At 72.2% G+C, this 21,710-nt stretch carries 18 protein-coding genes and 1 pseudogene; 13 read left to right on the top strand and 6 right to left on the bottom strand.

Annotated elements, in window-relative coordinates; genetic code table 11:
• Window positions 1-162: 162 nt before the first annotated feature.
• Window positions 163-1,797, top strand: coding sequence for an alpha-D-glucose phosphate-specific phosphoglucomutase (locus AC3IF1_RS16990; RefSeq protein WP_489218567.1), 1,635 nt, complete (start codon window positions 163-165; stop codon window positions 1,795-1,797).
• A 150-nt stretch (window positions 1,798-1,947) separates the two neighbouring features.
• On the opposite strand, the gene AC3IF1_RS16985 is transcribed toward AC3IF1_RS16990, so the two are convergent.
• Window positions 1,948-2,427 carry a GNAT family N-acetyltransferase gene (locus AC3IF1_RS16985; protein WP_489218566.1) on the bottom strand — a complete coding sequence of 160 codons (480 nt, stop codon included), beginning with the start codon at window positions 2,425-2,427 and terminating at the stop codon, window positions 1,948-1,950.
• Window positions 2,428-2,699: 272 nt separating this feature from the next.
• Between AC3IF1_RS16985 and AC3IF1_RS16980 the strand changes: the two genes are divergently transcribed.
• The 3 genes from AC3IF1_RS16980 to rpsD all read left to right on the top strand — a co-directional run bounded on the left by AC3IF1_RS16980 (window position 2,700) and on the right by rpsD (window position 5,433).
• Window positions 2,700-3,908: a DUF2252 family protein gene (locus tag AC3IF1_RS16980; RefSeq protein WP_489218565.1), complete on the top strand. Its 1,209-nt coding sequence runs from the start codon at window positions 2,700-2,702 to the stop codon at window positions 3,906-3,908.
• Between the two features lie 20 nt (window positions 3,909-3,928).
• On the top strand, window positions 3,929-4,624 hold the full coding sequence (locus AC3IF1_RS16975; RefSeq protein ID WP_489218564.1) for an MgtC/SapB family protein: 696 nt from the start codon (window positions 3,929-3,931) through the stop codon (window positions 4,622-4,624).
• A 191-nt stretch (window positions 4,625-4,815) separates the two neighbouring features.
• The gene (gene rpsD, locus AC3IF1_RS16970) at window positions 4,816-5,433 is read left to right on the top strand and encodes a 30S ribosomal protein S4 (protein ID WP_243973712.1); all 618 of its coding nucleotides are present in this window, start codon (window positions 4,816-4,818) and stop codon (window positions 5,431-5,433) included.
• Between the two features lie 66 nt (window positions 5,434-5,499).
• On the opposite strand, the gene AC3IF1_RS16965 is transcribed toward rpsD, so the two are convergent.
• Window positions 5,500-5,808, bottom strand: a complete 309-nt coding sequence (locus AC3IF1_RS16965) for a hypothetical protein (RefSeq protein WP_489218563.1) — start codon at window positions 5,806-5,808, stop codon at window positions 5,500-5,502.
• A 141-nt stretch (window positions 5,809-5,949) separates the two neighbouring features.
• Here AC3IF1_RS16965 and AC3IF1_RS16960 point away from each other — a divergent pair, with 141 nt between their 5' ends.
• The 5 genes and pseudogenes from AC3IF1_RS16960 (at window position 5,950) to AC3IF1_RS16940 (ending at window position 9,082) form a co-directional block, all read left to right on the top strand.
• The gene (locus tag AC3IF1_RS16960; protein ID WP_489218562.1) at window positions 5,950-6,303 is read left to right on the top strand and encodes a DUF2293 domain-containing protein; all 354 of its coding nucleotides are present in this window, start codon (window positions 5,950-5,952) and stop codon (window positions 6,301-6,303) included.
• Between the two features lie 83 nt (window positions 6,304-6,386).
• Window positions 6,387-6,596, top strand: a complete 210-nt coding sequence (locus AC3IF1_RS16955) for a TOBE domain-containing protein (RefSeq protein ID WP_243973715.1) — start codon at window positions 6,387-6,389, stop codon at window positions 6,594-6,596.
• An 85-nt stretch (window positions 6,597-6,681) separates the two neighbouring features.
• On the top strand, window positions 6,682-7,743 hold the full coding sequence (gene tsaD, locus AC3IF1_RS16950) for a tRNA (adenosine(37)-N6)-threonylcarbamoyltransferase complex transferase subunit TsaD (RefSeq protein ID WP_243973716.1): 1,062 nt from the start codon (window positions 6,682-6,684) through the stop codon (window positions 7,741-7,743).
• Window positions 7,740-8,063, top strand: a pseudogene (locus tag AC3IF1_RS16945) (GNAT family N-acetyltransferase); the annotation flags it as partial. The gene tsaD and the pseudogene AC3IF1_RS16945, both read left to right, overlap by 4 nt.
• 26 nt (window positions 8,064-8,089) lie before the next feature.
• Complete coding sequence (locus tag AC3IF1_RS16940; RefSeq protein WP_243973717.1) at window positions 8,090-9,082, top strand: NAD(P)H-dependent glycerol-3-phosphate dehydrogenase; 993 nt, start codon at window positions 8,090-8,092, stop codon at window positions 9,080-9,082.
• 124 nt (window positions 9,083-9,206) lie between these two features.
• Here the strand turns inward: AC3IF1_RS16940 and AC3IF1_RS16935 are convergent, their stop codons facing one another.
• The gene (locus tag AC3IF1_RS16935; RefSeq protein ID WP_489218561.1) at window positions 9,207-11,573 is read right to left on the bottom strand and encodes a bifunctional diguanylate cyclase/phosphodiesterase; all 2,367 of its coding nucleotides are present in this window, start codon (window positions 11,571-11,573) and stop codon (window positions 9,207-9,209) included.
• Between the two features lie 271 nt (window positions 11,574-11,844).
• Between AC3IF1_RS16935 and AC3IF1_RS16930 the strand changes: the two genes are divergently transcribed.
• Window positions 11,845-12,261 carry an EVE domain-containing protein gene (locus AC3IF1_RS16930; RefSeq protein WP_243973719.1) on the top strand — a complete coding sequence of 139 codons (417 nt, stop codon included), beginning with the start codon at window positions 11,845-11,847 and terminating at the stop codon, window positions 12,259-12,261.
• Between the two features lie 22 nt (window positions 12,262-12,283).
• On the opposite strand, the gene AC3IF1_RS16925 is transcribed toward AC3IF1_RS16930, so the two are convergent.
• Window positions 12,284-13,819 (bottom strand): sensor histidine kinase, encoded by a 1,536-nt coding sequence (locus AC3IF1_RS16925; RefSeq protein ID WP_489218559.1) that lies wholly within the window; start codon window positions 13,817-13,819, stop codon window positions 12,284-12,286.
• Between the two features lie 264 nt (window positions 13,820-14,083).
• Here AC3IF1_RS16925 and AC3IF1_RS16920 point away from each other — a divergent pair, with 264 nt between their 5' ends.
• The 3 genes from AC3IF1_RS16920 to AC3IF1_RS16910 all read left to right on the top strand — a co-directional run bounded on the left by AC3IF1_RS16920 (window position 14,084) and on the right by AC3IF1_RS16910 (window position 17,542).
• Window positions 14,084-14,539, top strand: a complete 456-nt coding sequence (locus tag AC3IF1_RS16920; protein WP_489218558.1) for a (2Fe-2S)-binding protein — start codon at window positions 14,084-14,086, stop codon at window positions 14,537-14,539.
• A 50-nt stretch (window positions 14,540-14,589) separates the two neighbouring features.
• Window positions 14,590-16,788: a xanthine dehydrogenase family protein molybdopterin-binding subunit gene (locus AC3IF1_RS16915; RefSeq protein ID WP_489218556.1), complete on the top strand. Its 2,199-nt coding sequence runs from the start codon at window positions 14,590-14,592 to the stop codon at window positions 16,786-16,788.
• A gap of 136 nt (window positions 16,789-16,924) precedes the next feature.
• On the top strand, window positions 16,925-17,542 hold the full coding sequence (locus AC3IF1_RS16910; protein WP_489218555.1) for a uracil-DNA glycosylase family protein: 618 nt from the start codon (window positions 16,925-16,927) through the stop codon (window positions 17,540-17,542).
• A 210-nt stretch (window positions 17,543-17,752) separates the two neighbouring features.
• Here the strand turns inward: AC3IF1_RS16910 and glgX are convergent, their stop codons facing one another.
• Both glgX and AC3IF1_RS16900 read right to left on the bottom strand, forming a co-directional pair.
• Entirely contained in the window at window positions 17,753-19,882 is a 2,130-nt protein-coding gene (gene glgX, locus AC3IF1_RS16905; protein WP_489218554.1) for a glycogen debranching protein GlgX, read from the bottom strand.
• Between the two features lie 199 nt (window positions 19,883-20,081).
• On the bottom strand, window positions 20,082-21,503 hold the full coding sequence (locus AC3IF1_RS16900) for an alpha,alpha-trehalose-phosphate synthase (UDP-forming) (protein WP_243966276.1): 1,422 nt from the start codon (window positions 21,501-21,503) through the stop codon (window positions 20,082-20,084).
• Window positions 21,504-21,710 lie beyond the last annotated feature (207 nt).

Raw genomic sequence — 21,710 nt, 5'->3', positions numbered from 1 at the left:
GGCCGGCGCAACGCCCCGGGGCGCGGGCCGGTCGACAGGCCGCCGGTTCCGTCGCCCGATCCGGTCAAAGCGCGTGAAAAATACCCGCCCCTGTCGCCGGAACGCGTGACGCCGCGCCTCCGGGCGGGCATGGAGGCGGGAGATCCCGGGAGACGCCCGCCCATGACGACTCCGACCACCGTCACGACCACCCCCTTCCCCGACCAGAAGCCGGGCACCTCCGGCCTGCGCAAGAAGGTGCCGGTGTTCCGGCAGCCGAACTACGTCGAGAACTTCGTCCAGGCGATCTTCGACACCCTGCCCGACAAGGCCGGCGCCACCCTCGTGCTCGGCGGCGACGGCCGGTTCCTCAACCGGGAGGTGGTCCAGACGACGCTGCGGCTGGCCGCCGGCAACGGCTTCGGCCGGGTCCTGGTCGGGCAAGGCGGCCTGCTCTCGACGCCCGCCGCCTCCTGCGTGATCCGGAAATCCAAGGCGCTCGGCGGCATCGTCCTGTCGGCGAGCCACAACCCGGGCGGGCCCGAGGGCGATTTCGGCATCAAGTTCAACGCCGCCAACGGCGGCCCGGCGCCGGAATCGGTCACCGACGCGATCTTCGCGCGGGCCAGGGCGCTGACCGAATACCGCCTCGTCGAGGCCCCCGACCTCGACCTCGACACCCTCGGCGAGACCAAGCTCGGCGCCATGACGGTGACGGTGATCGACCCGGTGGCCGATTACGCGGCGCTGATGCGCACGCTGATCGATTTCGACGCGGTGTCGCGCCTGTTCGCCTCCGGCTTCCGGATGCGCTTCGACGCCATGAGCGCGGTGACCGGCCCCTACGCGGTCTCGATCCTGGAGGGCATGCTCGGCGCGCCTCGGGGGACGGTGGTCAACGCGATCCCGAAGGAAGATTTCGGCGGCCACCACCCGGATCCGAACCCGGTCCATTGCCACGACCTGTTCGAGCTGATGCAGGGGCCCGACGCCCCGGATTTCGGCGCCGCCTCGGACGGCGACGGCGACCGCAACATGATCGTGGCCCCGGGCCTGTTCGTGACGCCGAGCGACAGCCTCGCGCTGCTGGCCGCCCACGCCCACCGGGCGCCGGGCTATGCGGGCGGGCTCGCGGGCGTCGCGCGCTCCATGCCCACCAGCCGCGCCGCCGACCGGGTCGCGGCGGCTTTGGGCATCCGGGCCTACGAGACGCCCACCGGCTGGAAGTTCTTCGGCAATCTCTTGGATGCCGGGCTGATCACCCTGTGCGGCGAGGAGAGCGCCGGCACCGGCTCGAACCACGTGCGCGAGAAGGACGGGCTCTGGGCGGTGCTGCTCTGGCTCAACATCCTGGCGGCCACGGGCGAGCGCGCCGATGCCCTGGTGCGGACCCATTGGCGGACCTACGGGCGCGACTACTACGCCCGCCACGACTACGAGGAGGTGGATGCGGACGCCGCTAACGGCCTGATGGACGCGCTCCGTGAAAAACTCGCCGGGCTGCCGGGGACCCGGATCGGCGACCTCACGGTCTCGACCGCCGACGAGTTCGCCTATCGCGATCCGGTGGACGGCTCGCTCACCGAGCGCCAGGGCATCCGCATCGGCTTCGCCGAGGACGCACGCGCCGTGTTCCGCCTCTCTGGGACCGGCACCGCCGGGGCGACGCTGCGGGTCTATCTGGAGCGCTACGAGAACGCCCCGGACCGGCTCGACCTGCCCGTGGCCGAGGTTCTGGCGCCGGTGGTGGCTGCGGCCCGGGCCCTCGCGGAGATCGAGCCCCGCACCGGCCGGGCCGAGCCGAGCGTGGTGACCTGAGGGGCAGGCTGTCCTGGCGCCGCAGGACGTGGATCTGCCGTCCGCGCGGGCGGAGCGAACCCATCCGGCCGCGCTTCGCTCAGTACGGGCGCGCCGCCCTGGTTCGCGTCGCTGCGCTCGCGACGACGGCGGGATCGATCGCCGAGCCGCTCACGCCAAGTCCCTGACCATATGCACGGTGACGTCGTCGTCCCGCGTCCGGCCCGGGCCGTCATAGGGTTCCTCCCGTTCCACCCGGTAGCCGAGCGACCCGTAGAGGCGCAGATTCGCGACGTATTTTTTATTTGTGTAGAGCCTGAGCCGCGCAAGCCCCGCCCCGGCGGCGATCGACTCGGCCAGTCCCAGGAGGCGGGTGCCGAAGCCCCGCCCCTGGAAGGCCGGATGCACCGCCACGTTGACGACCAGCAGGTCGTCGCCCTCCCCCGTCGTCTCGATCAGCGCAGCCAACGCGTCGCCGACCTGCAGCAGATCGAAGCGGTGGTGCCGGAGGGCGTCGCGGTAATCCGCCCGCATCGGCGTCGGCAGGCGGCCGATCACCGGGATCCACTTGGTGTAGGCCGCCTCGACCAGCGCCCGGATCGCCTCCGCGTCCGCCGGCGCCCCGCGCCGGATCGCGACCTTTCCATCCATCCTGAATCCCCCGGTGGTTGACCCGGACGCGTCCATCCCCTGAAGACCCGCCCGTCGATGGGCTCCGCGTGGGGCCCCGTCGCGTTCTACGCGCACCCGTGTCGGCGGTCCCGGGTCGCGAACCCGCTCCGCCCCTGTGAAAGGGAATTTAGTGTCGGATAGGGAAACCGTCTTCGAGATGACGGTTTCATGACACCGTGGCCGCCGAGGCGGCCCCCGGCCCCGCCGCGCGGCAATGCGGCGCCCATCCTGCACGAGAGCCCACACGCGCGATGAACATCCATGTCCGGTCCGATGACGGCCGTGAGGCCGAGCTGTTGCGGAGCCGGCGCCTGTGCAAGATCGCGGCCTCGCCGCTCGCCTATGTGCGCGGCTCGACGGCCCGGTTCTACGAATGGGTGGCGCAGTTTCCGCCCGGCACCCTGCCGGAGGGGCCGCCGGTCTGGATCTGCGGGGATTGCCACCTCGGCAATATCGGCGCCCTGGCCGATGCCGAGGGTCGGGTCCGGATGCAGATCCGGGATCTCGACCAGAGCGTCGTCAGCAACCCGGCCTTCGACCTCGTCCGGCTCACCCTCTCCCTCGTGACGGCCGGACTCACGGCACCGCTGTCCGGCCTCGTGGTCGCGCGGATGATCCGGGCGATCGCCGAGGGCTACGCCGCGGGCCTGTCCGATCCGGACGAGACCGGCGTCCCGGACGCGGATTCGGTGATCGTCGCCACGACCCGCCGCCTCGCCCATGGCCGGCGCTGGCGCCACCTGTCGAAGGAGCGGCTGCGGGGCAAATCCGCACGGCTTCCCCGGGGCAAGCGCTTCCTCGATCTCCAGCCCGGGGAGCGCACGGGGGTCGAGACGCTCCTGCGCGAGCCCGCCTTCGCCCGGCGGGTCCTCGGCCTCGACGCGGAAGCGCGGATCGACCTCGTCGACGCCGCCTTCTGGATCAAGGGCTGCAGCTCGCTCGGCCGGATGCGCCTCGCGGCCCTCGTCCGCATCGAAGGGGCGCAGGACCGGGCGCGGGTGGCGCTGATCGACGTGAAGGAGGCGGTGCCGCATCTCGCGCCGCTGGCGCCCGGCGCCACGATCCCCGCCGATCCCGCGCACCGCGTCGTAGCGGGCGCCCGGGCCCTGTCCCCGGCGCTCGGCGAGCGGATGATCGCCGGGCAGATCGGCGCGACCCCGGTGATCGTGCGCGCCCTGCTGCCGCAGGACCTCAAGATCGTCGCCGAGCAGTTCTCCAAGGGCGAGGGCGTGCGCGTGGCCAGGAGCCTCGCCGTCGTGGTCGGCCGCGCCCACGGCCGGCAGCTCGCGCCGGAGGCGCGCGCCGCGTGGCGGCGGCAGGTCGAGGAGGGGGGCTGGGACGGGCCCGCCCCGCACTGGCTGTGGTCGTCCGTCACGACGCTGATGGGCCTCCATCAGAGCGGTTACCTCGACCATTGCCGCGACGTCGCCCGCGACGAGCGCCTCGCGCCCTTCCTCTAGATCGGCCTTCCTGTCCCGCCATGCTCGCCGACCCGACCATCGAGACCTTCCTCATCCGGCTCGCCCTGAGCTTCGGCGCGGCCGCCCTGCTCGGGTGGAACCGCGAGGAGCTCGGCCACCCCGCCGGCCTGCGCACGCACGTGCTGATCTGCGTCGCCGCCTGCACGGCGATGCAGCTCGGCAACTGGCTGCTCGTGGAGACCGGCCAGACCGGCAATGGCCTGTTCAAGCTTGACCTGATGCGGCTCGCGCAGGGCGTCCTGGCCGGGATCGGCTTCATCGGCGCGGGCACGATCCTGAAGCAGGGCAACATCGTCCGCGGGGTGACGACGGCGGCGACCGTCTGGCTGGTGACCGTGATCGGCCTGTGCTTCGGCGCCGGGGCGTGGCGGCTCGGCCTGTGCGCCACCGGCGCGACCCTCGCCACCCTGCAGGGGCTGGGATGGGTCGAGCGGGCGCTCAGGCAGCGCAGCTACGGCACGATGACCGTCGCGTTCGACCCCCGCACGACCTCCCACGCGACGCTCCTGAAGGTCCTCGCCGGTGCCGGCCTCGGGATCCGCTCGCGCGTGCTGGAGGCAGATGCCGAGGCGGCAAGCCTGCGCTGCATCGGGGCCTACCGGGGGCGAGAGGCGGCGGCGTGGTCCCTGGGCCTCGTCGAGCGCCTGCGCGGTCTGCCCGGCGTCGGGCGGGTGACCTGGGAGGAGATGGGCTGAGCGGGCGGCGGTTGACCCCGCGGCGCGCCTCCCGTATGGAACCGGCCGTCGACGGGGCTCCTCAACGGGGCCCCGTCGCGTTTTCACGCGCACCCGTGGGCGGGATCCTCCCGCCCTGTCGTCCCGGACCGTGAGCGTCCGGGAAGAGGAGGGCGCGTTCCTCAATCTCGATACCGAGAGGACGCGAATACATGTCGAAGCGGATTCAGGCGAAGCACAAGCTCGACCGCCGCATGGGCCAGAACATCTGGGGCCGCCCGAAGAGCCCCGTCAACCGCCGCGAATACGGCCCCGGCCAGCACGGCCAGCGCCGCAAGGGCAAGATGAGCGACTTCGGCACGCAGCTGCGCGCCAAGCAGAAGCTCAAGGGCTATTACGGCAACATCACCGAGAAGCAGTTCCGCCGCTACTACGCCGAGGCGATCCGCCTGCGCGGCGATTCCGGCGAGAACCTAGTCGGCCTGCTCGAGCGGCGCCTGGACGCCGTGGTCTACCGGGCGAAGTTCGTGGCGACCCCGTTCGCGGCGCGCCAGTTCGTCAACCACGGCCACGTCAAGGTCAACGGCGTGCGGGTCAACATCCCGAGCTACCAGGTGAAGGCCGGCGACCTGATCGAGGTCAAGGAATCCTCCCGCCAGCTCGAGATCGTCATCGTGGCGAGCCAGCTCCCCGAGCGCGACGTGCCGGACTACATCGAGGCCGACCACGCCAAGATGACCGCCCGCGTCACCCGCATCCCCAGCCTGTCCGAGGTGCCCTATCCCGTTCAGATGGAGCCGAACCTCGTCATCGAGTTCTACTCCCGCTAAGGTCTCCCCGGAGACGGTCGCGACGGAGGGTCTGCCCGGATCGGGCGGCCCCTTCGCGTTTCGGGCTCAGCAGCCGTGGCAGATCGAGCCCATCGTGTTGCGCATCCGGCCGTCCCAGGCCTTCGAGCGGGCCTCCGCGGCCTTCTGGGCCTTGATCATCTCGGCCTCGTTCACGGGCGTCGGCGGAGCCGCGGGAGAGGCGGGGGGCGGCTTGGTCTGCCCCGTGGCCGTGAGGCGGCGACCGCCGACCGGGGCCGCGTTCGGCGCCGTGTTCACGCCTGCGCCCGGGGCGACGCTGGCAGCCGGGCTCTGCGCCAGGGCCGGCGCCGTCCCGAGCAGGAGGCCCAGGATCACCGCGTGACGAAGAACTGCCATGGACCTGCTCTCTCCCCGGCGGGGGATCGTTCGTCGCCCCCGCCTTCTTCTCCGGGTGACCTTAACCGATCCGCGTGATGAAATCATGCGGCCCGCAGGTTTGCACCCCGCAGGATCGCACCCCGGACGACCGCTCGCCCGATGAACGATGCCCCGTCACCGCCCGTGAACCGCCGCGAGGCCGTGGCCGATGCCCTCGCCCACCTCGCCCCGCGCCTGCCGGACTTCGAGGCCGATTCCATCCTCGGCCGGGCGCTGGCGAGCCCGGGCCTGCGCGGGGCCACCCCCGGGACCGCTGCACGCCTCGCCCTCGTCGCCTATGCCCGCCACGTCTTCACCGACTACGACGACCTCCTGGCGGAGGGCTACGACCGGGACAGCGCCCGGCACTTCGTCCTCGACGACCTCAACGCCGCGCTCGCCGCCTGGGGCGCCGCCCCCGTCCCGGAGGCCGACCCGGAGGCGGGGGGCGACCCGGAGGACGACCCGCGCTGAACCGGTCGCGCCGGACGCCGTCATGCTGTAGGAACCGCCCCCGAAGCCGCCCCCCGGGCGGTTCGCGGAGTTCGGGCCAGAGCATGAAGATCAGCGCGCGCAACGTCATCAAGGGCACCGTCGTCTCCATCGACAAGGGGGCGACCACGGCCCACGTGAAGATCGAGATCAGCCCTGGCCAGGTGGTGACCGCCTCGATCACCAACGAATCGGTCGACGCCCTCAAGCTCGTCGCGGGCGGCCCGGCCTACGCGGTGATCAAGGCCTCCGACGTGATGGTCGCCGTCGACTGAGCGGCCCCGGCACCGGGCCGGCATTGCACCGGCCCGGTGCCCGGACTACGCCGTCCCGGCAGGCCGCTGACAGAGGGGACGCCCCGTGAAGACCGTGCTCGGCATCGAGACCACCTGCGACGAGACCGCCGCCGCCGTGGTCTCCATCGACGAGGATGGCGTCGGGCAGATCCGCGCCAACGAGGTGCTGAGCCAGATCGCCGAGCACGCCGCCTATGGCGGCGTCGTGCCCGAGATCGCCGCCCGCGCCCATGTCGAGGTGCTCGACCGGCTGATCGCCCGCGCCCTCGACCGGGCCGGGATCGGCTTCCCCGACCTCGACGGGATCGCGGTGGCGGCCGGGCCCGGGCTGATCGGCGGCGTGCTGGTCGGCCTCGTCACCGCCAAGACCCTGGCGCTGGTGACCCGCAAGCCCCTGCTCGCCGTGAACCACCTGGAGGCCCACGCGCTTACCGCGCGGCTGACCGACGGGATCGCCTTCCCCTACCTCCTGCTCCTCGCCTCGGGCGGCCACACCCAGCTCGTGGCCGTGCGCGGCGTCGGCGATTACGTGCGCCTCGGCTCCACGGTGGATGACGCCATCGGCGAGGCCTTCGACAAGGCCGCCAAGCTCCTGGGCCTCGGCTATCCCGGCGGCCCCGAGGTCGAGCGCATGGCCGAATCGGGCGACCCCGAGCGCTTCGCCCTGCCCCGGCCGATGCTCGGCCGGCGCGAGGCGGATTTCTCCCTGTCGGGGCTCAAGACCGCCCTGCGGATCGAGGCCGAGCGGATCGCGCCACTCGCCGAGCGCGACGTCGCCGACCTGTGCGCGGGCTTCCAGGCCGCCGTGGTCGACGTGGTGGTGGACCGCGCCCGGGTGGCGCTGCGGGCCTTCTCGGGGGTCGCCGGCCGGCCGACCGCCCTGGTGGCGGCCGGCGGCGTCGCGGCCAACGGTGCCATCCGGCGGGCGCTGGCGGCTTTGGCCGGGGAGGCGGGCCTGGACTTCGTGGCCCCGCCCCTGCCGCTCTGCGGCGACAACGGCGCCATGATCGCCTGGGCCGGGCTGGAGCGCCTGCGGCTCGGGCTCGTGGACGACCTGACGGCACCGGCCCGGCCCCGCTGGCCGCTCGCCGCCGACCCGGCCCGGGACGCGGTCCCGGCCGGATGACCGACGCGGACCGGCGCGCGCAGTGGCGGGACCTGGTCGCGCGCCGCCTGCCCGGGGCCGCCCGCCCGGACTGGCCGGTGCGGCTGGACCATTGCTTCGCCCGCATCCTCCTCGACAACGCCTGCGGCGGCCCCTGGCGCGACCATGTCCGCCCGCCCGCCCACGCCAACATGCCGCTGGATCGGCTGGAGGCGGCGATCGCCCTGGGCGAGGCGGTCCTCGACGGGACCGCCGATCTCGCCCTGTTGAATCGGCGCTCCCTGGCCTGGCGCGGCAAGATCGCCGGGGCGGCGGGCCCGCCGGGCGTCCAAGCGCCCGACCGGCTCGACCTCGCCGGGGAGGCCCCATGAGCGCACCGATCAACGTCGTCGGCGGCGGCGCCTGGGGGACGGCGCTGGCCAACGCCGCCGCGGCCGCCGGACACCCCGTGACCCTGTGGCTGCGCGACCCGGAGGCCGCGGCCAAGCTCCAGGCCGAGCGTGAGAATCCGCGCTATCTGCCGGGCGTGCCGCTCCATGCCCGGATCCACGCGACGGCGCTCTCCGAAACACTCGCCGGCGCCCGGGCGACCCTGCTGGTCGTGCCGGCCCAGACCGTCCGCGGCGTGCTCGAGGACCTGCGCGGGCCCCTCGCCACGGCCGGTCCGGTGATCCTCTGCGCCAAGGGGATCGAGCGCGGCAGCGACAGCTTTCTGAGCGCGGTGGCCGAGGCGGTCCTGCCGCCGGGAACACCGGTGGCGGTCCTGTCCGGCCCGAGCTTCGCGGCCGACGTCGCCCGCGGCCTGCCCACCGCCGTGACCCTGGCGGCGGCCGATCCCGGCCTCGCCGCGTCGCTCTGCGCCCTGCTCTCGGGCCCGAGCGTCCGGCTCTACCACACCGACGACGTGCGCGGCGTCGAGATCGGCGGCGCCGGCAAGAACGTGCTGGCCATCGCCTGCGGGATCGTGGCGGGACGGGGGCTCGGCGAGAGCGCCCGGGCGGCGCTGATCGCCCGGGCCTTCGCCGAATTGATGCGCTTCGCCCGGGCCTTCGGCGGCCGGCCGGAGACGCTGATGGGGCTCTCGGGCCTCGGCGATCTCGTGCTCACCGCCTCCTCGCCGCAATCGCGCAACTTCGCCTTCGGGCAGCGGCTCGGCGCCGGGGCGGCCCCGGAGGAGGCCGCCGGCGGCAAGCTCGCCGAGGGCGCCTTCACGGCGGCGGCGCTCGCCGGATTGGCGGCGGCCAGGGGGATCGAGATGCCGGTGGCGCAGGCCGTCGCGGCGATCGTGTCGGGCCGGGCCGGCGTCGAGGACGTGATCGCCGGCCTGCTCGCCCGGCCGCTGCGCGGCGAGACCGATTAGGGTTCCCGAAGGTCCGGGACCCCGTGTGGGGCCCGGGCCGCCCGGGTGGCGACTCGGGGACTCCGCCCCCGAGCCCCGCCGAAGGGCTCAGCCCTATGGGAACCCGGTTCGGTGGGTGAGACCCTCAAGCCACGGAGGCCGCCCGCTCCGGCCCGGGCCCGTGGGTGTGGGCGGCGAAGCGCGCGATCGGCGCGGGACGGCCCAGCAGGTAGCCCTGGGCGAGGGTGCAATTCTCCTGCGCCAGGAAGGACAGTTCCTCGGCCGTCTCCACCCCCTCGGCCACCACGGCGAGCCCGAGGCCCCGCCCCAGGCCCAGCACGGAGCGCACGATCGCGGCCCCCTGCGCGTTGCTGTGGACCGCCTTGATGAACGAGCGGTCGATCTTGATCCGGTCGAACGGGAAGGAGCGCAGGTTCGACAGGGACGAGTAGCCGGTGCCGAAATCGTCCATGGCGATCCGTACGCCCAGCGCCTTGAGCTGGCGCAGGGTAAGCAGCGCCCGGGCCGGATCGCGGATCAGCGCGGTCTCGGTGATCTCGATCTCCAGGCGCTCGGCCTTCAGGCCGGTCTCGAACAGGGTGCCGTGGACGAACTGCACGAAATGCGGGTTGTGGAGCTGCACCGCCGAGACGTTGACGGCGATCGCCAGGGGTTGCGGCCAGCCGGCCGCCGCCCGGCAGGCCTCGCGCAGCACCCAGGCGCCGATCTCAAGGATCGCGCCGGTCTCCTCGGCGATCGGCACGAACAGGGACGGGGAGACGTCCCCGCGCTCCGGATGGTGCCAGCGCAGCAGCGCCTCGAAGCCCGTCACCGCGCCGGACTCGATCTGGGTCTGGGGCTGGTAGACGAGTTCCAGCTCGCCCCGGGACACCGCTTGGCGCAGGTCGTGTTCCAGCATGCGCCGGTCGCGGATTTGCGCCCCCATGCTGGCGTCGTAGCGGCGGCAGGTGCCCCGCCCCTCGGCCTTGGCCCGGTACAGGGCGGCGTCGGCGTAGCTCAGGAGCGCCCGCTGATCCTCGGCGTCGTCGGGATAGACCGCGACGCCGATGCTCGTGGCGATCACCGGGCCGGAGGCCGCCGGCACCGCCGCGAGCGTGGCCAGGATCCGCTCCGCCAGCCGCTCGGCCGAGTCGCCGGTCTGGGGCGTCAGGATGGCGAACTCGTCGCCGCCGAGCCGGGCCATCAGCTGCGTGCCGTCGAGCAGGCCGCCGACCCGCAGCGCGAGGTCGCGCAGCATCGCGTCGCCGGCCGCGTGCCCGAACAGGTCGTTGACCTCCTTGAAGCGGTCGAGGTCGAGGCACAGCACGGCGAGCCGGGTCCCGAGGCCATCCGCCGCCCGCATCTCGCGCTCGATCCGCGCGTGGAAGCTGGTGCGGTTGGCGAGCCCGGTGAGGGCGTCGTGGTGGGCGAGGTACTGGATCTGGCTCTCGGCGCGGCGCCGGGCGCGCAGGTCGCGCACCGCGACGGCGTAGTGCGGCTCTCGGCCGTACTCGGCCAAGGGGCGCAGGATCACCTCCACGGGGACGAGCCCCCCGCCCGACGGGACGAGTTCCGCCTCGATCGGGTGGTCGGCCGTCCCAGCCGCGGCCGTGAGGCCCGGCAGGTAGACCGACAGGCGCGTCCCGACCAGGGCGGCCGTGTCGAGGCCGGTGAGCCGGGCGAAGGCCTCGTTGGCGCTGACGATCTGGCCGCTGCGGCACACGACGAGACCCTCGACGGCCGCGTTGGCGAGGCTGCGCAGGCGTTCGCGCTCGAACGCGGTGCGCTTGCGCTCGCGCAGATCCAGCGCGAGGGCGGCGGCGGCCAGCAGCAGGATCAGGCAGCTCGCCAGCGCCACGGCGGTGGCGAGCCATTCGGTCCGGATCGCGCTCTCCGGGATGGCTACGGCCGGATCCGGCTGGACGGTCACCGCACCCATGCCGGTGAAATGGTGGCCGCAGATCGCCAGCATCAGCAGCCCGGCGCCGAGGGCCCGGCCGCGATAGGCGGCCGCCGACAGGCCGACCACCAGGGCCACGGCGCCCAGGGCGCTCCCGATGACCACCGAGAGCGCCACCACCGCGGGGTTCCAGACGAGATGCCCCGGGACCTGATAGGCGGCCATGCCGGTATAGTGCATCGCCGCGATGCCGCCGCCCGCCACGGCGCCGCCGATCGCCGCCCGGATCCGGCCGCCGGTCGAGGCCAGCGCGAAGGCGAGGCCGGTGATCGCGACGGCATCGACGTAGGAGAGGAGCGTCAGCCCGACGCCGTAGCCCGACGGCAGCCCCGGCGCGTAGGCGAGCATCGCCAGGAAGTGCGTCGCCCAGATTCCCGAGCCCCCTGCCACCGCCGCCACGGCGAGCCAGGTGTAGCGGCTCCGGCCTCCGGCGCGGACGGCATGGGTCAGCAGCTCGATGGCCGCAACGCTCGCGAGGGTGCAGACCAGCGCGGCCAGCGCCACTAGCCACAGGTTGTGTTCTCCGACGAAACAGCCGACCACCGTGAGCATGAAGACAACCACAGATAGTTAGAGCATGATCATGTTCGTAATGATGGCAAAGATCATTTAATATTCAGCGAATGACAGATTTTTAAAGATCTCTACAAACATAGATCGGCTTTTCCCCCGGCGGCGGAACCCGAGTCGCGTCCGGTTCCGCGACCCGGCGCCTCCGCCCGACGGCCGCACCCGCGCGGTATCCGGCCTGTTCCCCGGGGACGAAGCTGGGCTATGGCAGGGCCCGCCGCCGCGACGGGCGGGGCCCTGGAGACACGCGGCGATGGCGCACTGGCTGTTCAAATCCGAGCCCGCGACCTGGTCGTGGGACCAGCAGGTCGCGGCCGGGACAGCCGGGACGCACTGGAACGGCGTGCGCAACCATCTCGCCAAGAAGCACCTGATGGCCATGCAGGTCGGCGAGCAGGGCTTCTTCTATCACTCGAACGCGGGCAAGGCGGTGGTCGGCATCGTCGCGGTGATCCGCCCCTACTACCCCGACCATACCGACGAGACCGGCCGCTTCGGCATGGTCGACCTGGCGGCCGTGCGGGCGATGCCCCGCCCCGTGGCGCTGGACGCGATCAAGGCCGACCCGGCGCTCTCCGCCATGGTCCTGGTCAACAATTCCCGCCTGTCGGTGCAGCCGGTGACCGAGGCCGAATGGGCCCGGGTCTGCGCCCTGGGCGGGCTCGATTGAGACCGGTCCCCCGGCGTGCGGGTCAGGCCGCCCGGGTCAGGGCGCCCTTGGCCGGCGCCGGGGACTGCGGGTCGAGGTCGAGGGGCAGCATCGTGTCCATCACCCGGCTGGCCGGCAGCGTCACCACCACCTCGGTGCCCTCGCGGGGTTTCGAGGACAGCTGGAACTGCCCGCCATGCAGTTCCACCAGACCCTTCACGATCGGCAGGCCGAGCCCGGAGCCCTGCTCGGCGGTCTTGATCGCCAGGGAGCCGCGGCCGAACGACGACAGGACCGTGCCGAGCTCGTCCTCGGGGATGCCGGGGCCGCTATCCTTCACCGACACGTATTGCCCGCCCGAGGCGGTCCAGCCGACCTTCAGCCAGATCGCGCCGCCCGGGGGGGTGAACTTCACGGCGTTCGACAGGAGGTTGAGGACGATCTGGCGCAAGGCCCGCTCGTCCGCCCAGAGCCGCGGCAGGGCGTCGTCGACCAGCCCGTGGAAGGTCTGGTTCTTTGCCTTGGCGCGCAGACCCATCATGTGGCGGCACTCCTCCACCACGTAGGCGAGCTGCACCGGCTCCTCGTTGAGCTCGTAGCGCCCCGCCTCGATCCGCGACAGGTCGAGGATCTCGTTGATCAGGTTGAGGAGGTGCATGCCGCTGTCGTGGATGTCGTTGGAGTATTCCCGGTAGGACGGCGCCGTGTGGATGCCGAACACCTCGTTCTTCATCACCTCCGAGAAGCCCAGGATGGCGTTGAGCGGCGTGCGCAGCTCGTGGCTCATGGTGGCCAGGAACCGCGACTTCGCGAGGTTGGCCTCCTCGGCCCGGCGGCGGGCCTCGTCGGAATTGGCCTTGGCCTGCTCCAGCTCGCCGAACACCGCGTCCTTCTCGGCGCGGGAGCGCAGGGCCCCCACCGTCGAGGTGTAGAGGCGGCGGGACAGGCTGAGGAAGAACAGCTGCGCGCCGCCGGCCATCGTGACGAGGAGGAGCCCGTCCATCTCGCGAAAGAAGGCGGCGAGCGACGCGGTGGCCAGCGCCAGCGGTACCAAGGCGGCGACGGCCGCCAGCGGCACCGTCGCGGCCAGCATGGTGGTGACCGCGGAGGCGATGACGAGGCCGAACAGCGCGAAGGTCCAGCCGCCGGTGGCGCCGAGCCCGATCATCGCCGACCACGACAGGCTCTGCAGCACCTCGCCGATCAGGAAGCGGCGGCGCCAGCGCGCCAGCGGGATCGTCGCCGGGTCGGCCTGCAGGAAGCGCCGGCTCAACGTGGTGTTGATCGCGATCAACACGAGCACGGCCAGGGCCCAGGATGCGGTGACCGGCGGCGCGATCCAGAACGTCGCCGCCGTGGCGAGCGCCGCCGCGAGCAGCGCCAGCGCGAGGCCGGCCCCGGCCCGGTACTCGGCATAGTGGCGCAGCAGCTCGTAATCGAAGGCCCGTTCGAGGCCGGTCTGCGAGGTCAGCTTCTCGCGGGCCGAGCGGATCTCGCGGGCGACCCCGAGGCGGCGGGCGGCCTCCTGCGTCGAGGGGCCGCGACCGCGCTGGACCATCTCGACGGTGAGATCGGACATGCGCGTGGTGAGACTCGGGAAGGGCGGTGCCGGCCGGGATTCGCTCGCCGAGAATGCGGCGGATATGTTAAGAAGCACCTGCCGCCATCGCTCGGATCTTAAGGATTCCGGCCTGGACGCGACCGCCGGACATCCGGCCCGACGTGCGCTGGCGCACAGCGTGCAGGCCGTGACGATCGCTAGCGTCGCGCATGGCTCCCAGCGTGCCGCGCGGCGCGCAATCCGGACGCCGCGGCGTCCAGCGCCGATGAGAGGGTGTCGACCATGCCGAAACTCACCGTCAACGGCGTCGCACACCTGATCGACGCCGACCCCGACATGCCGCTGCTCTGGGTCCTGCGCGACCGGCTCGACGCCACCGGCACGAAATACGGCTGCGGCATTGCCCAATGCGGCGCCTGCACGGTCCATCTCGACGGCCAGCCGGTTCGCTCCTGCCAGACACGGCTGGGCGATGTCGGTGCCGCGCAGATCACGACCATCGAGGGCGTGTCGGGCCGGGTCGCCGAGGCGGTCCAGGCGGCATGGCGAAAGCTGGACGTTGTCCAGTGCGGCTACTGCCAGTCCGGCCAGATCATGTCGGCGATCGGCCTCCTGTCCGGCAACGCAAAGCCCAACGACGCCGATATCGACGGTGCCATGGACGGCAACATCTGCCGCTGCGGCACCTACCAGCGGATCCGGGCGGCGATCCACGAGGCTGCCCGAAGCCTCGCCTGATCTCGCCCTGATCGGCCCCTCCCAGCGGTCCTGACCGGAGCCTCGCCGCCATGCTGAACGCCCGTCGACCGAGCCGCCTGCCCGCCCCCCGACCCAGCCGCCGCGGCCTCCTCGCGGGGGCCGGCGCCCTCGTGGTGGCGTTCCGGCTCGACCCCAAATCCGCCCGCGCCGCCGCCGGCCCGAACCTCGCCGACGTCAAGGCGCAGCCCAACGCCTTCGTGCGGATCGCGCCGGACGACACCGTCACGGTGGTGATCAAGCATCTCGACATGGGCCAGGGGAACACCACCGGCCTCGCCACGATCCTGGCCGACGAACTCGGCGCCGACTGGAAGAATGTCCGCACCGCGTTCGCGCCCGCCGACGCGACGCTCTACAACAACAGCCTGATGGGCCCGATCCAGGGCACCGGCGGCTCCACCGCGGTGGCCAATTCCTGGTTCCAGCTGCGCAAGGCCGGTGCCGCCGCCCGCGAGATGCTGATGGCCGAGGCCGCCTACCGCTGGAAGGTTCCGGTCGCGCAGATCACGGTCGAGAAGGGCGTCGTCAGCCACGCGCCGTCCGGCCGGCAGGCCCGGTTCGGCGAGCTCGCGGCCTCGGCGGCCTCCCTGCCGGTGCCTTCGGAGCCGCGGCTCAAGGATCCGAGCGAATGGCGGCTGATCGGCCAGACGATCCCGCGCCTCGATTCCGTGGCCAAGACCGACGGCACGGCCACCTACTCCCTGGATATCCGCCGCCCCGACCAAGTGACCGCCCTGGTGGCCCGCGCCCCGCGCTTCGGCGCCACCGTGAAGGCCTTCGACGCGACGGCCGCCCGCAAGGTCGCCGGGGTGCTCGCCGTGGTGCAGGTGCCGACCGGCGTGGCGGTGATCGCCCGCGACACCTGGGCGGCCATGAAGGGCCGCGAGGCCCTCACGATCACCTGGGACGAGAGCACCGCCGAGACCCGCTCGTCCGAGGCGATCCTCGCCGAGTACCGGGAGCGTGCCAAGGGCCCCGGCCTGACGGCCTCCGAGCGCGGCGACCCGCAGGCGGCGCTCAAGGCGGCCGCCACGGTGATCGAGGCCGAGTTCACCTTCCCCTACCTCGCCCACGCGGCGATGGAGCCCCTGAACGCCACGATCGAAAAGGCGGACGACGGCGGCTACGACGTCTACGCGGGCTTCCAGTTCCAGACGATCGAGCAGGCCACCATGGCGGCGATCCTCGGGGTGACGCCCGACCGGGTGCGGCTGCACAGCAACTGGGCCGGCGGCTCCTTCGGCCGCCGGGCGACCCCCACCGCCGATTACCTCGCGGAGGCCGCCACGGTCCTGAAGGCTTATGGCGAGAAGGCCCCGGTCCACCTCGTCTGGACCCGCGAGGACGACATGGCCGGCGGCTACTACCGCCCGACCGTGCTGCACCGGGTCCGGGCCGGCATCGACGCCAAGGGCGCGGTGGTCGGCTGGGACCACGTCATGGTCGGAAAGTCGATCATGATCGGCTCGCCCTTCGAGGCGATGATCGTCAAGAACGGCATCGATTCGACCACCGTGGAGGGCGCCTCCGACACCCCCTACGCGCTGCCGGCCTACCGGTTCGGCGTCCATAACGGCCGCGAGGGCGTGCCGGTCCTGTGGTGGCGCTCGGTCGGCCACAGCCACACGGCCCACGTGATGGAGGTGATGATCGACGAGCTGGCCCACGCCGCGAACGTCGATCCGGTGGCCTACCGGCTGTCGCTGCTCGCCCAGGCGCCGCGGCTCGCCGGCGTGCTCCGGCTCGCCGCCGACAAGGCCGGCTGGACGGAGAAGCCTGGGGCGAAGGGCCGCGGCCTCGGGGTCGCGGTCCACGAATCCTTCGGCTCCTACGTCGCCATGGTGGCCGACGTCAGCGCGCAGGAGGCCGGGATCCGGGTCAACCGGATCGTGGCGGCGGTGGATGTCGGCGTGCCGGTCAACCCGGATGTGATCCGCGCGCAGGTCGAGGGCGCGGTCGGCTTCGCCCTGTCGTCGGTCCTGCGCAACCGCATCACCCTGAAGGAGGGCCGGGTGCAGGAGCGCAATTTCGACGCCTACGCGCCCACCCGGATGAGCGAGATGCCCAAGGTCGAGGTGCACATCGTGCCGAGCCAGGTGGCGCCCACCGGGATCGGCGAGCCGGGCGTGCCCGTTTTGGGTCCGGCGATCGCCAACGCGGTCTTCGCCGCCACCGGCCAACGCCTGCGCGCGCTGCCCCTCGACCTGTCGGGCGTGAAGGGCGCGTGAGGAATCGCACCGTCCGGCGGCTTCGGGCGGCGTAAAACGTTTGGGCCTTCCCCCAAGGCAAGAGACCCGACTGAAGACGGCGCGGCGCAACACCGCGCCGTTTCTTTTTTGCGCGGCACCGCGCCATCTCCGGGCGATGCCCGCCTTCGAAGACACCGCGACCCGCCTGCGTGCCTGCCGCCTCTGCCGGGACAGCCCGCTCTACGGGCCGCCCCTGCCCCAGGAGCCCCGGCCGATCGTGCAGGGCAGCACCGGCGCCCGCCTCTGCGTGGCAAGCCAGGCCCCGGGCACCCGGGCCCATCGCACCGGCCTGCCCTTCATGGACCCGTCGGGGGTTCGGCTGCGCGCCTGGCTCGGCCTGGACGAGGCGCAGTTCTACGATCCCGCGAAGGTCGCCATCGTGCCGATGGGCGCTTGCTTCCCCGGCCTCGACGCCAAGGGCGGCGACCGGCCGCCGCGCCGGGAATGCGCCGAGCGCTGGCGGGCGGAGCTGTTCTCCGGCCTGCCGGAGCTCGACCTGATCCTGGTGATCGGCCAGTACGCGCAAGGATGGCACCTGGGAAAGCCGGAGGGCGGATTGACCGGCACGGTCCGGCGCTGGCGGTCGATCCTGTCCGCGCCGCGCCGCCCCCGGATCCTGCCCCTGCCCCACCCGTCCTGGCGCAACAACGGCTGGCTCAAGCGCGAGCCCTGGTTCGAGGCGGAGCTGCTGCCTGTGCTGAAGGCCGAGGTGGCGCGGGTGCTGGCGGGATGAGGCTCCGTCGCCGGATCCGCCCCGACTCGACGGTTCGGCGCGCCCGATCCGACCGACACCCCCGCGCGTGGTCGGAAACGCGCCGGAGCGTCTGAAGCTTTGCCGGGTTCCCCCGGAGGATCGCCGAACGGACCCCGCCGACGCGCAGCCAGGCTCAGGACGGGAGATTTCGCCGCTCATCCGGTCGGGATCATGCGGTCGAACCCGCCCTCAACCCCCCGGCACCCACCCGCTCCGCGCGCCCGCCCCTACGCCTGCCGCCGTGAGAACCAGGACCGTGCGGCCGGGCAGCGGCACGGCGGCGCCGGCCGCGTAGGACGGAGCATCCGGCGGGACCGCGCCGGTGGCCGTCCCCGTGTCGAAGACCGGGCTCCACGGGCCGCCGACCACCTGGGCCAGGTGGAAGTCGCAGGCCCCCGCCCCGGCGTTGAACAGCATCAGCAGGCGGTCGCCCGGCTCGCCGTCGTTGCCGATCTGCATGCCGAAGACCTGGAGCCCGTCGTCGGACCAGTGGCGGTCCCCCATCTCGGTGCCCTCGGGGGCGAGCCAATGCACGTCGCGCAGGGGCTCGCCCCGGTCGATCAGCGCGCCGGTGAAGAAGCGCCGCCGCCGCAGGGCTGCCTGAGCCCGGCGCAGCGCCAGCAGGTTGGCGACGAACTCCGTGAGGTGTGGGTCCGGATCGGTGCTCCAATCCATCCAGCTCGTCGGGTTGTCCTGGGCATAGGCGTTGTTGTTGCCGCCCTGGCTGCGCGAGCGCTCGTCGCCCATCAGCAGCATCGGCACGCCCTGGGCCAGCATCACGGTGGCCAGCATGTTGCGCTTCTGGCGGGCGCGCAGGGCCAGGATATCCGGGTCGTCGGTGTCGCCCTCGACGCCGTAATTGCGGCTGACGTTGTGGTTATGGCCGTCGCGGTTGTCCTCGCCGTTGGCCGCGTTGTGCTTCTCCTCGTAGGCCACCGTGTCGGCGAGGGTGTAGCCGTCGTGGCTCGCGATGAAATTGACGCTGGCCAGCGGCGAGCGCCGGGACGGCGCGAACACCTCGCGCGAGCCGGTCAGCCCCTGGGTGACCTTGGCCAGCGTGCCGGAATCGCCCTTCCAGAAGCCCCGCATGGCGTCGCGGAACTTGTCGTTCCATTCGCTCCAGCCGCGCGGATAGCCGCCGAGCTGATAGCCCCCCTCCCCGATATCCCAGGGCTCAGCCACCATCTTGACCCGCGCAAGCACCGGATCCTGCGCCACCGCCTGGAAGAAGGCCGCCTCCGGGGTGAAGGCCAGGGGCGCGCGCCCGAGGCTTGAGGCGAGGTCGAAGCGGAAGCCCGCGATGCCGTAGGCGCTCACCCAGTGGCGCAGGGAATCCAGCACCAGCTGCATTACCCGCGGGTGGCTCACGTCGAGGGTGTTGCCGCAGCCGGTGCAGTCGATGGTGCGGCGTGGATCGGCCGGGTCGAGCTTGTAGTAGCTGGCATTGTCGATGCCGCGGAACGCCAGGGTCGGCCCGGTATGGTCGCCCTCGGCGGTGTGGTTGTAGACCACGTCGAGCCAGGTCTCGATCCCGGCGGCGTTCAGCTCGCGGATCGCCGCCTTCAGGCTGCCGGGCCCGCCCTCCCCCAGGTAGCGCGGATCCGGGGCGAAATAGCTCACCGGTTGATAGCCCCAGAAATTGACGAGGCCCCGCTCGACCAGGAAGCGGTCGTCCGCGAAGCCCTGGATCGGCAGCAGCTCCAGGGCGGTGATGCCGAGCTTGACGAGGTGCTCGATGATCGCCGGGTGGGCGAGCGCCGCGTAGGTGCCGCGCTCGGCCTCGGGGATGGCCGGATGGGTGCGGGTCAGCGCCTTGACGTGCGCCTCGTACACCACCGTCTCGGCGAGCGGCCGGCGCACGGGTGTGAGGGCGAGGTCGGGCACCTCGGGGGCGGTGACCACGCATTTCGGCATGTAGAGCGCGCTGTCGCGCCGGTCGATCCGGTCCTCGCGCCGGCTCTCACCGCCCCTGCGGTGCCCGTAGAGGGCGTCGTGCCAGCGGATCCGGCCGCGGATCTCCCGTGCGTAGGGGTCGAGCACCAGCTTCGACGGGTTGAAGCGGTGGCCGGCGGACGGCTCCCAGGGGCCGTGCACCCGATAGCCGTAGAGCTGCCCCGGCAGCACACCGCGCAGGTAGCCGTGCCAGACGTCGTCGGTCCGACCGGGCAGCCGGACGGTGCGGGTCTCGTGCCGCTCCCCGGGCTCGAACAGGCAGATGTCGACCGCGGTGGCGTGCTCGGAGAACAGGGCGAAATTGACCCCGCGCCCGTCGAAATGCGCCCCGAGCGGCGCCGGGACCCCGTCGTCGACGGCGATCATGGGCGGGTTCCGGGCGTGAAGGTGACGGTCGAAGACGGGCCGTGCAACGTCATGGTCTCAAAAGGTCTTCGACCTTTTGTGGGTGCCGGGCAAAATCCTGCCGGGTTCGGGCGACGCCCGACATCGGGGCTCTGCCCCGAGAGCCCGCCAATGGGATGATCCCTCTGAAAACCCGGGACAGTGACGGTTCCACCGCCGGCTACTCGGCGGCCGCCGCGGCGGTGGGCGGCTCGCGCTCGACCGTGCGGAAATTCTCGAGTTCCGCCAGGAAGTTGCGCGCCCACCAATCGACGTCCTCGCGGGTCATCCGCTCGACCATCGGCTTCCAGCGCGCCAGCCGGTCCGCCTTGGGCATGTAGAGCGCCGCGCGGATCGCCTCCGCCACCTCGAACCGGTCGTAGGGATTGACCAGCAGCGCCTCGGGCAATTGCCGGGCGGCGCCGGCGAATTTCGACAGGACCAGCACGCCGGGATCGTCCTCGGCCTGGGCGACCACGTATTCCTTGGCCACGAGGTTCATGCCGTCGCGCATGGGCGTCACCAGCCCGACCCGGGCCGCCCGGTAGAGCCCGGCCAGCACCGGCCGCGGATAGGCCTTGGTGATGTACTGGATCGGCGTCCAGGCCGGATCGCCGAGCGCGCCGTTGATCTCGCCGACCTTCTCGTTCACGTCCCGGGCGAGCTGCTCGTATTCCGGCACCTCGCTGCGGGATTTCGGCGTGATCTGGATGTAGGTGACGTTGCCACGCTGGTCGGGATTGGAGGCGAAGAAGCTCTCCACCGCCTCCATCCGCTCCGGCACGCCCTTGGAATAGTCGAGCCGGTCGACGCCGATCAGCAGCTTGCGGGTGCGCAGGCCCGCCATGGTCTCGCGCACCACCTTGTTGGACCCCGCTTTCTCGGCGGCGTCCTTGAAGCCCGCGACGTCGATGCCGATCGGGAAGGCGCGGATCCGGGTCCGGCGCCCGTCGACCATCAGCGAGCCGCCGCCCAGGGGAATCGCCCGCTGCGTGTCGACGAGGTTGCGCTGGAGGTTCTGGACATCCGCCTCGGTCTGCAGGCCGATCAGGTCGTAATCGACGATGGCGCGCAGCAATTCGGTGCTCGCCGGCAGCGAGTTGAACACGTCGGCGGCCGGCCACGGGATGTGGTGGAAATAGCCGATCGGGTTGTCGAGCCCGAGGCCGCGCAACTCGGCGGCCAGCGGCAGCAGATGGTAATCGTGGACCCAGATGATGTCGTCGGGCTCGACCAGTTTGGCCAGCGCCCGGGCGAAGGTGCGGTTCACGCGGCAATAGCCGGCATAGTCCGAGCGCGAGAAGGCGCCCAGCCCCAGCCGGTAATGCATGATCGGCCATAGGGCACGATTCGCGAAGCCGGCGTAATATTCCAGGTGGTCCTGCGGCGAGAGGTCGACCACGGCGTACTGGACGCGGCCCCGGTCGATCAGGGTCGGCTCCTCGGAGGGCTCCTCCGCGATCGTGCCGCTCCAGCCGAACCACAGGCCCTCGTAGGCGGTGAACGCCTCCTTGACGGCGACCGCCAGGCCCCCCGCCGCGACCGCCTTGCCGCCCTCCTCCGGGACGGCGACGCGGTTCGATACGATCACAAGGCGTGCCACGCGGGTCGGCTCCGGATCAGGGGCGCGGGTCAAGTCAAGGGCCTTGCCGCGCCTGCATCGAGACTTCGTGATGGTCAGAACGCGCGGGGGGCCTGCGCGATCCTTTGATGGTCTTGGGGCAACCCAAGCGTGAAGCCGGGCGCGGGTCAAGTCGAGCCCGTGCCGTTCCGGGACAGGGCGGCCGCTCCGTCCTGGCACCATGTCGTT

The sequence above is a fragment of the Methylobacterium sp. E-012 genome, assembly GCF_057836545.1.
This window is presented reverse-complemented; position numbering and strand designations above follow the sequence as displayed.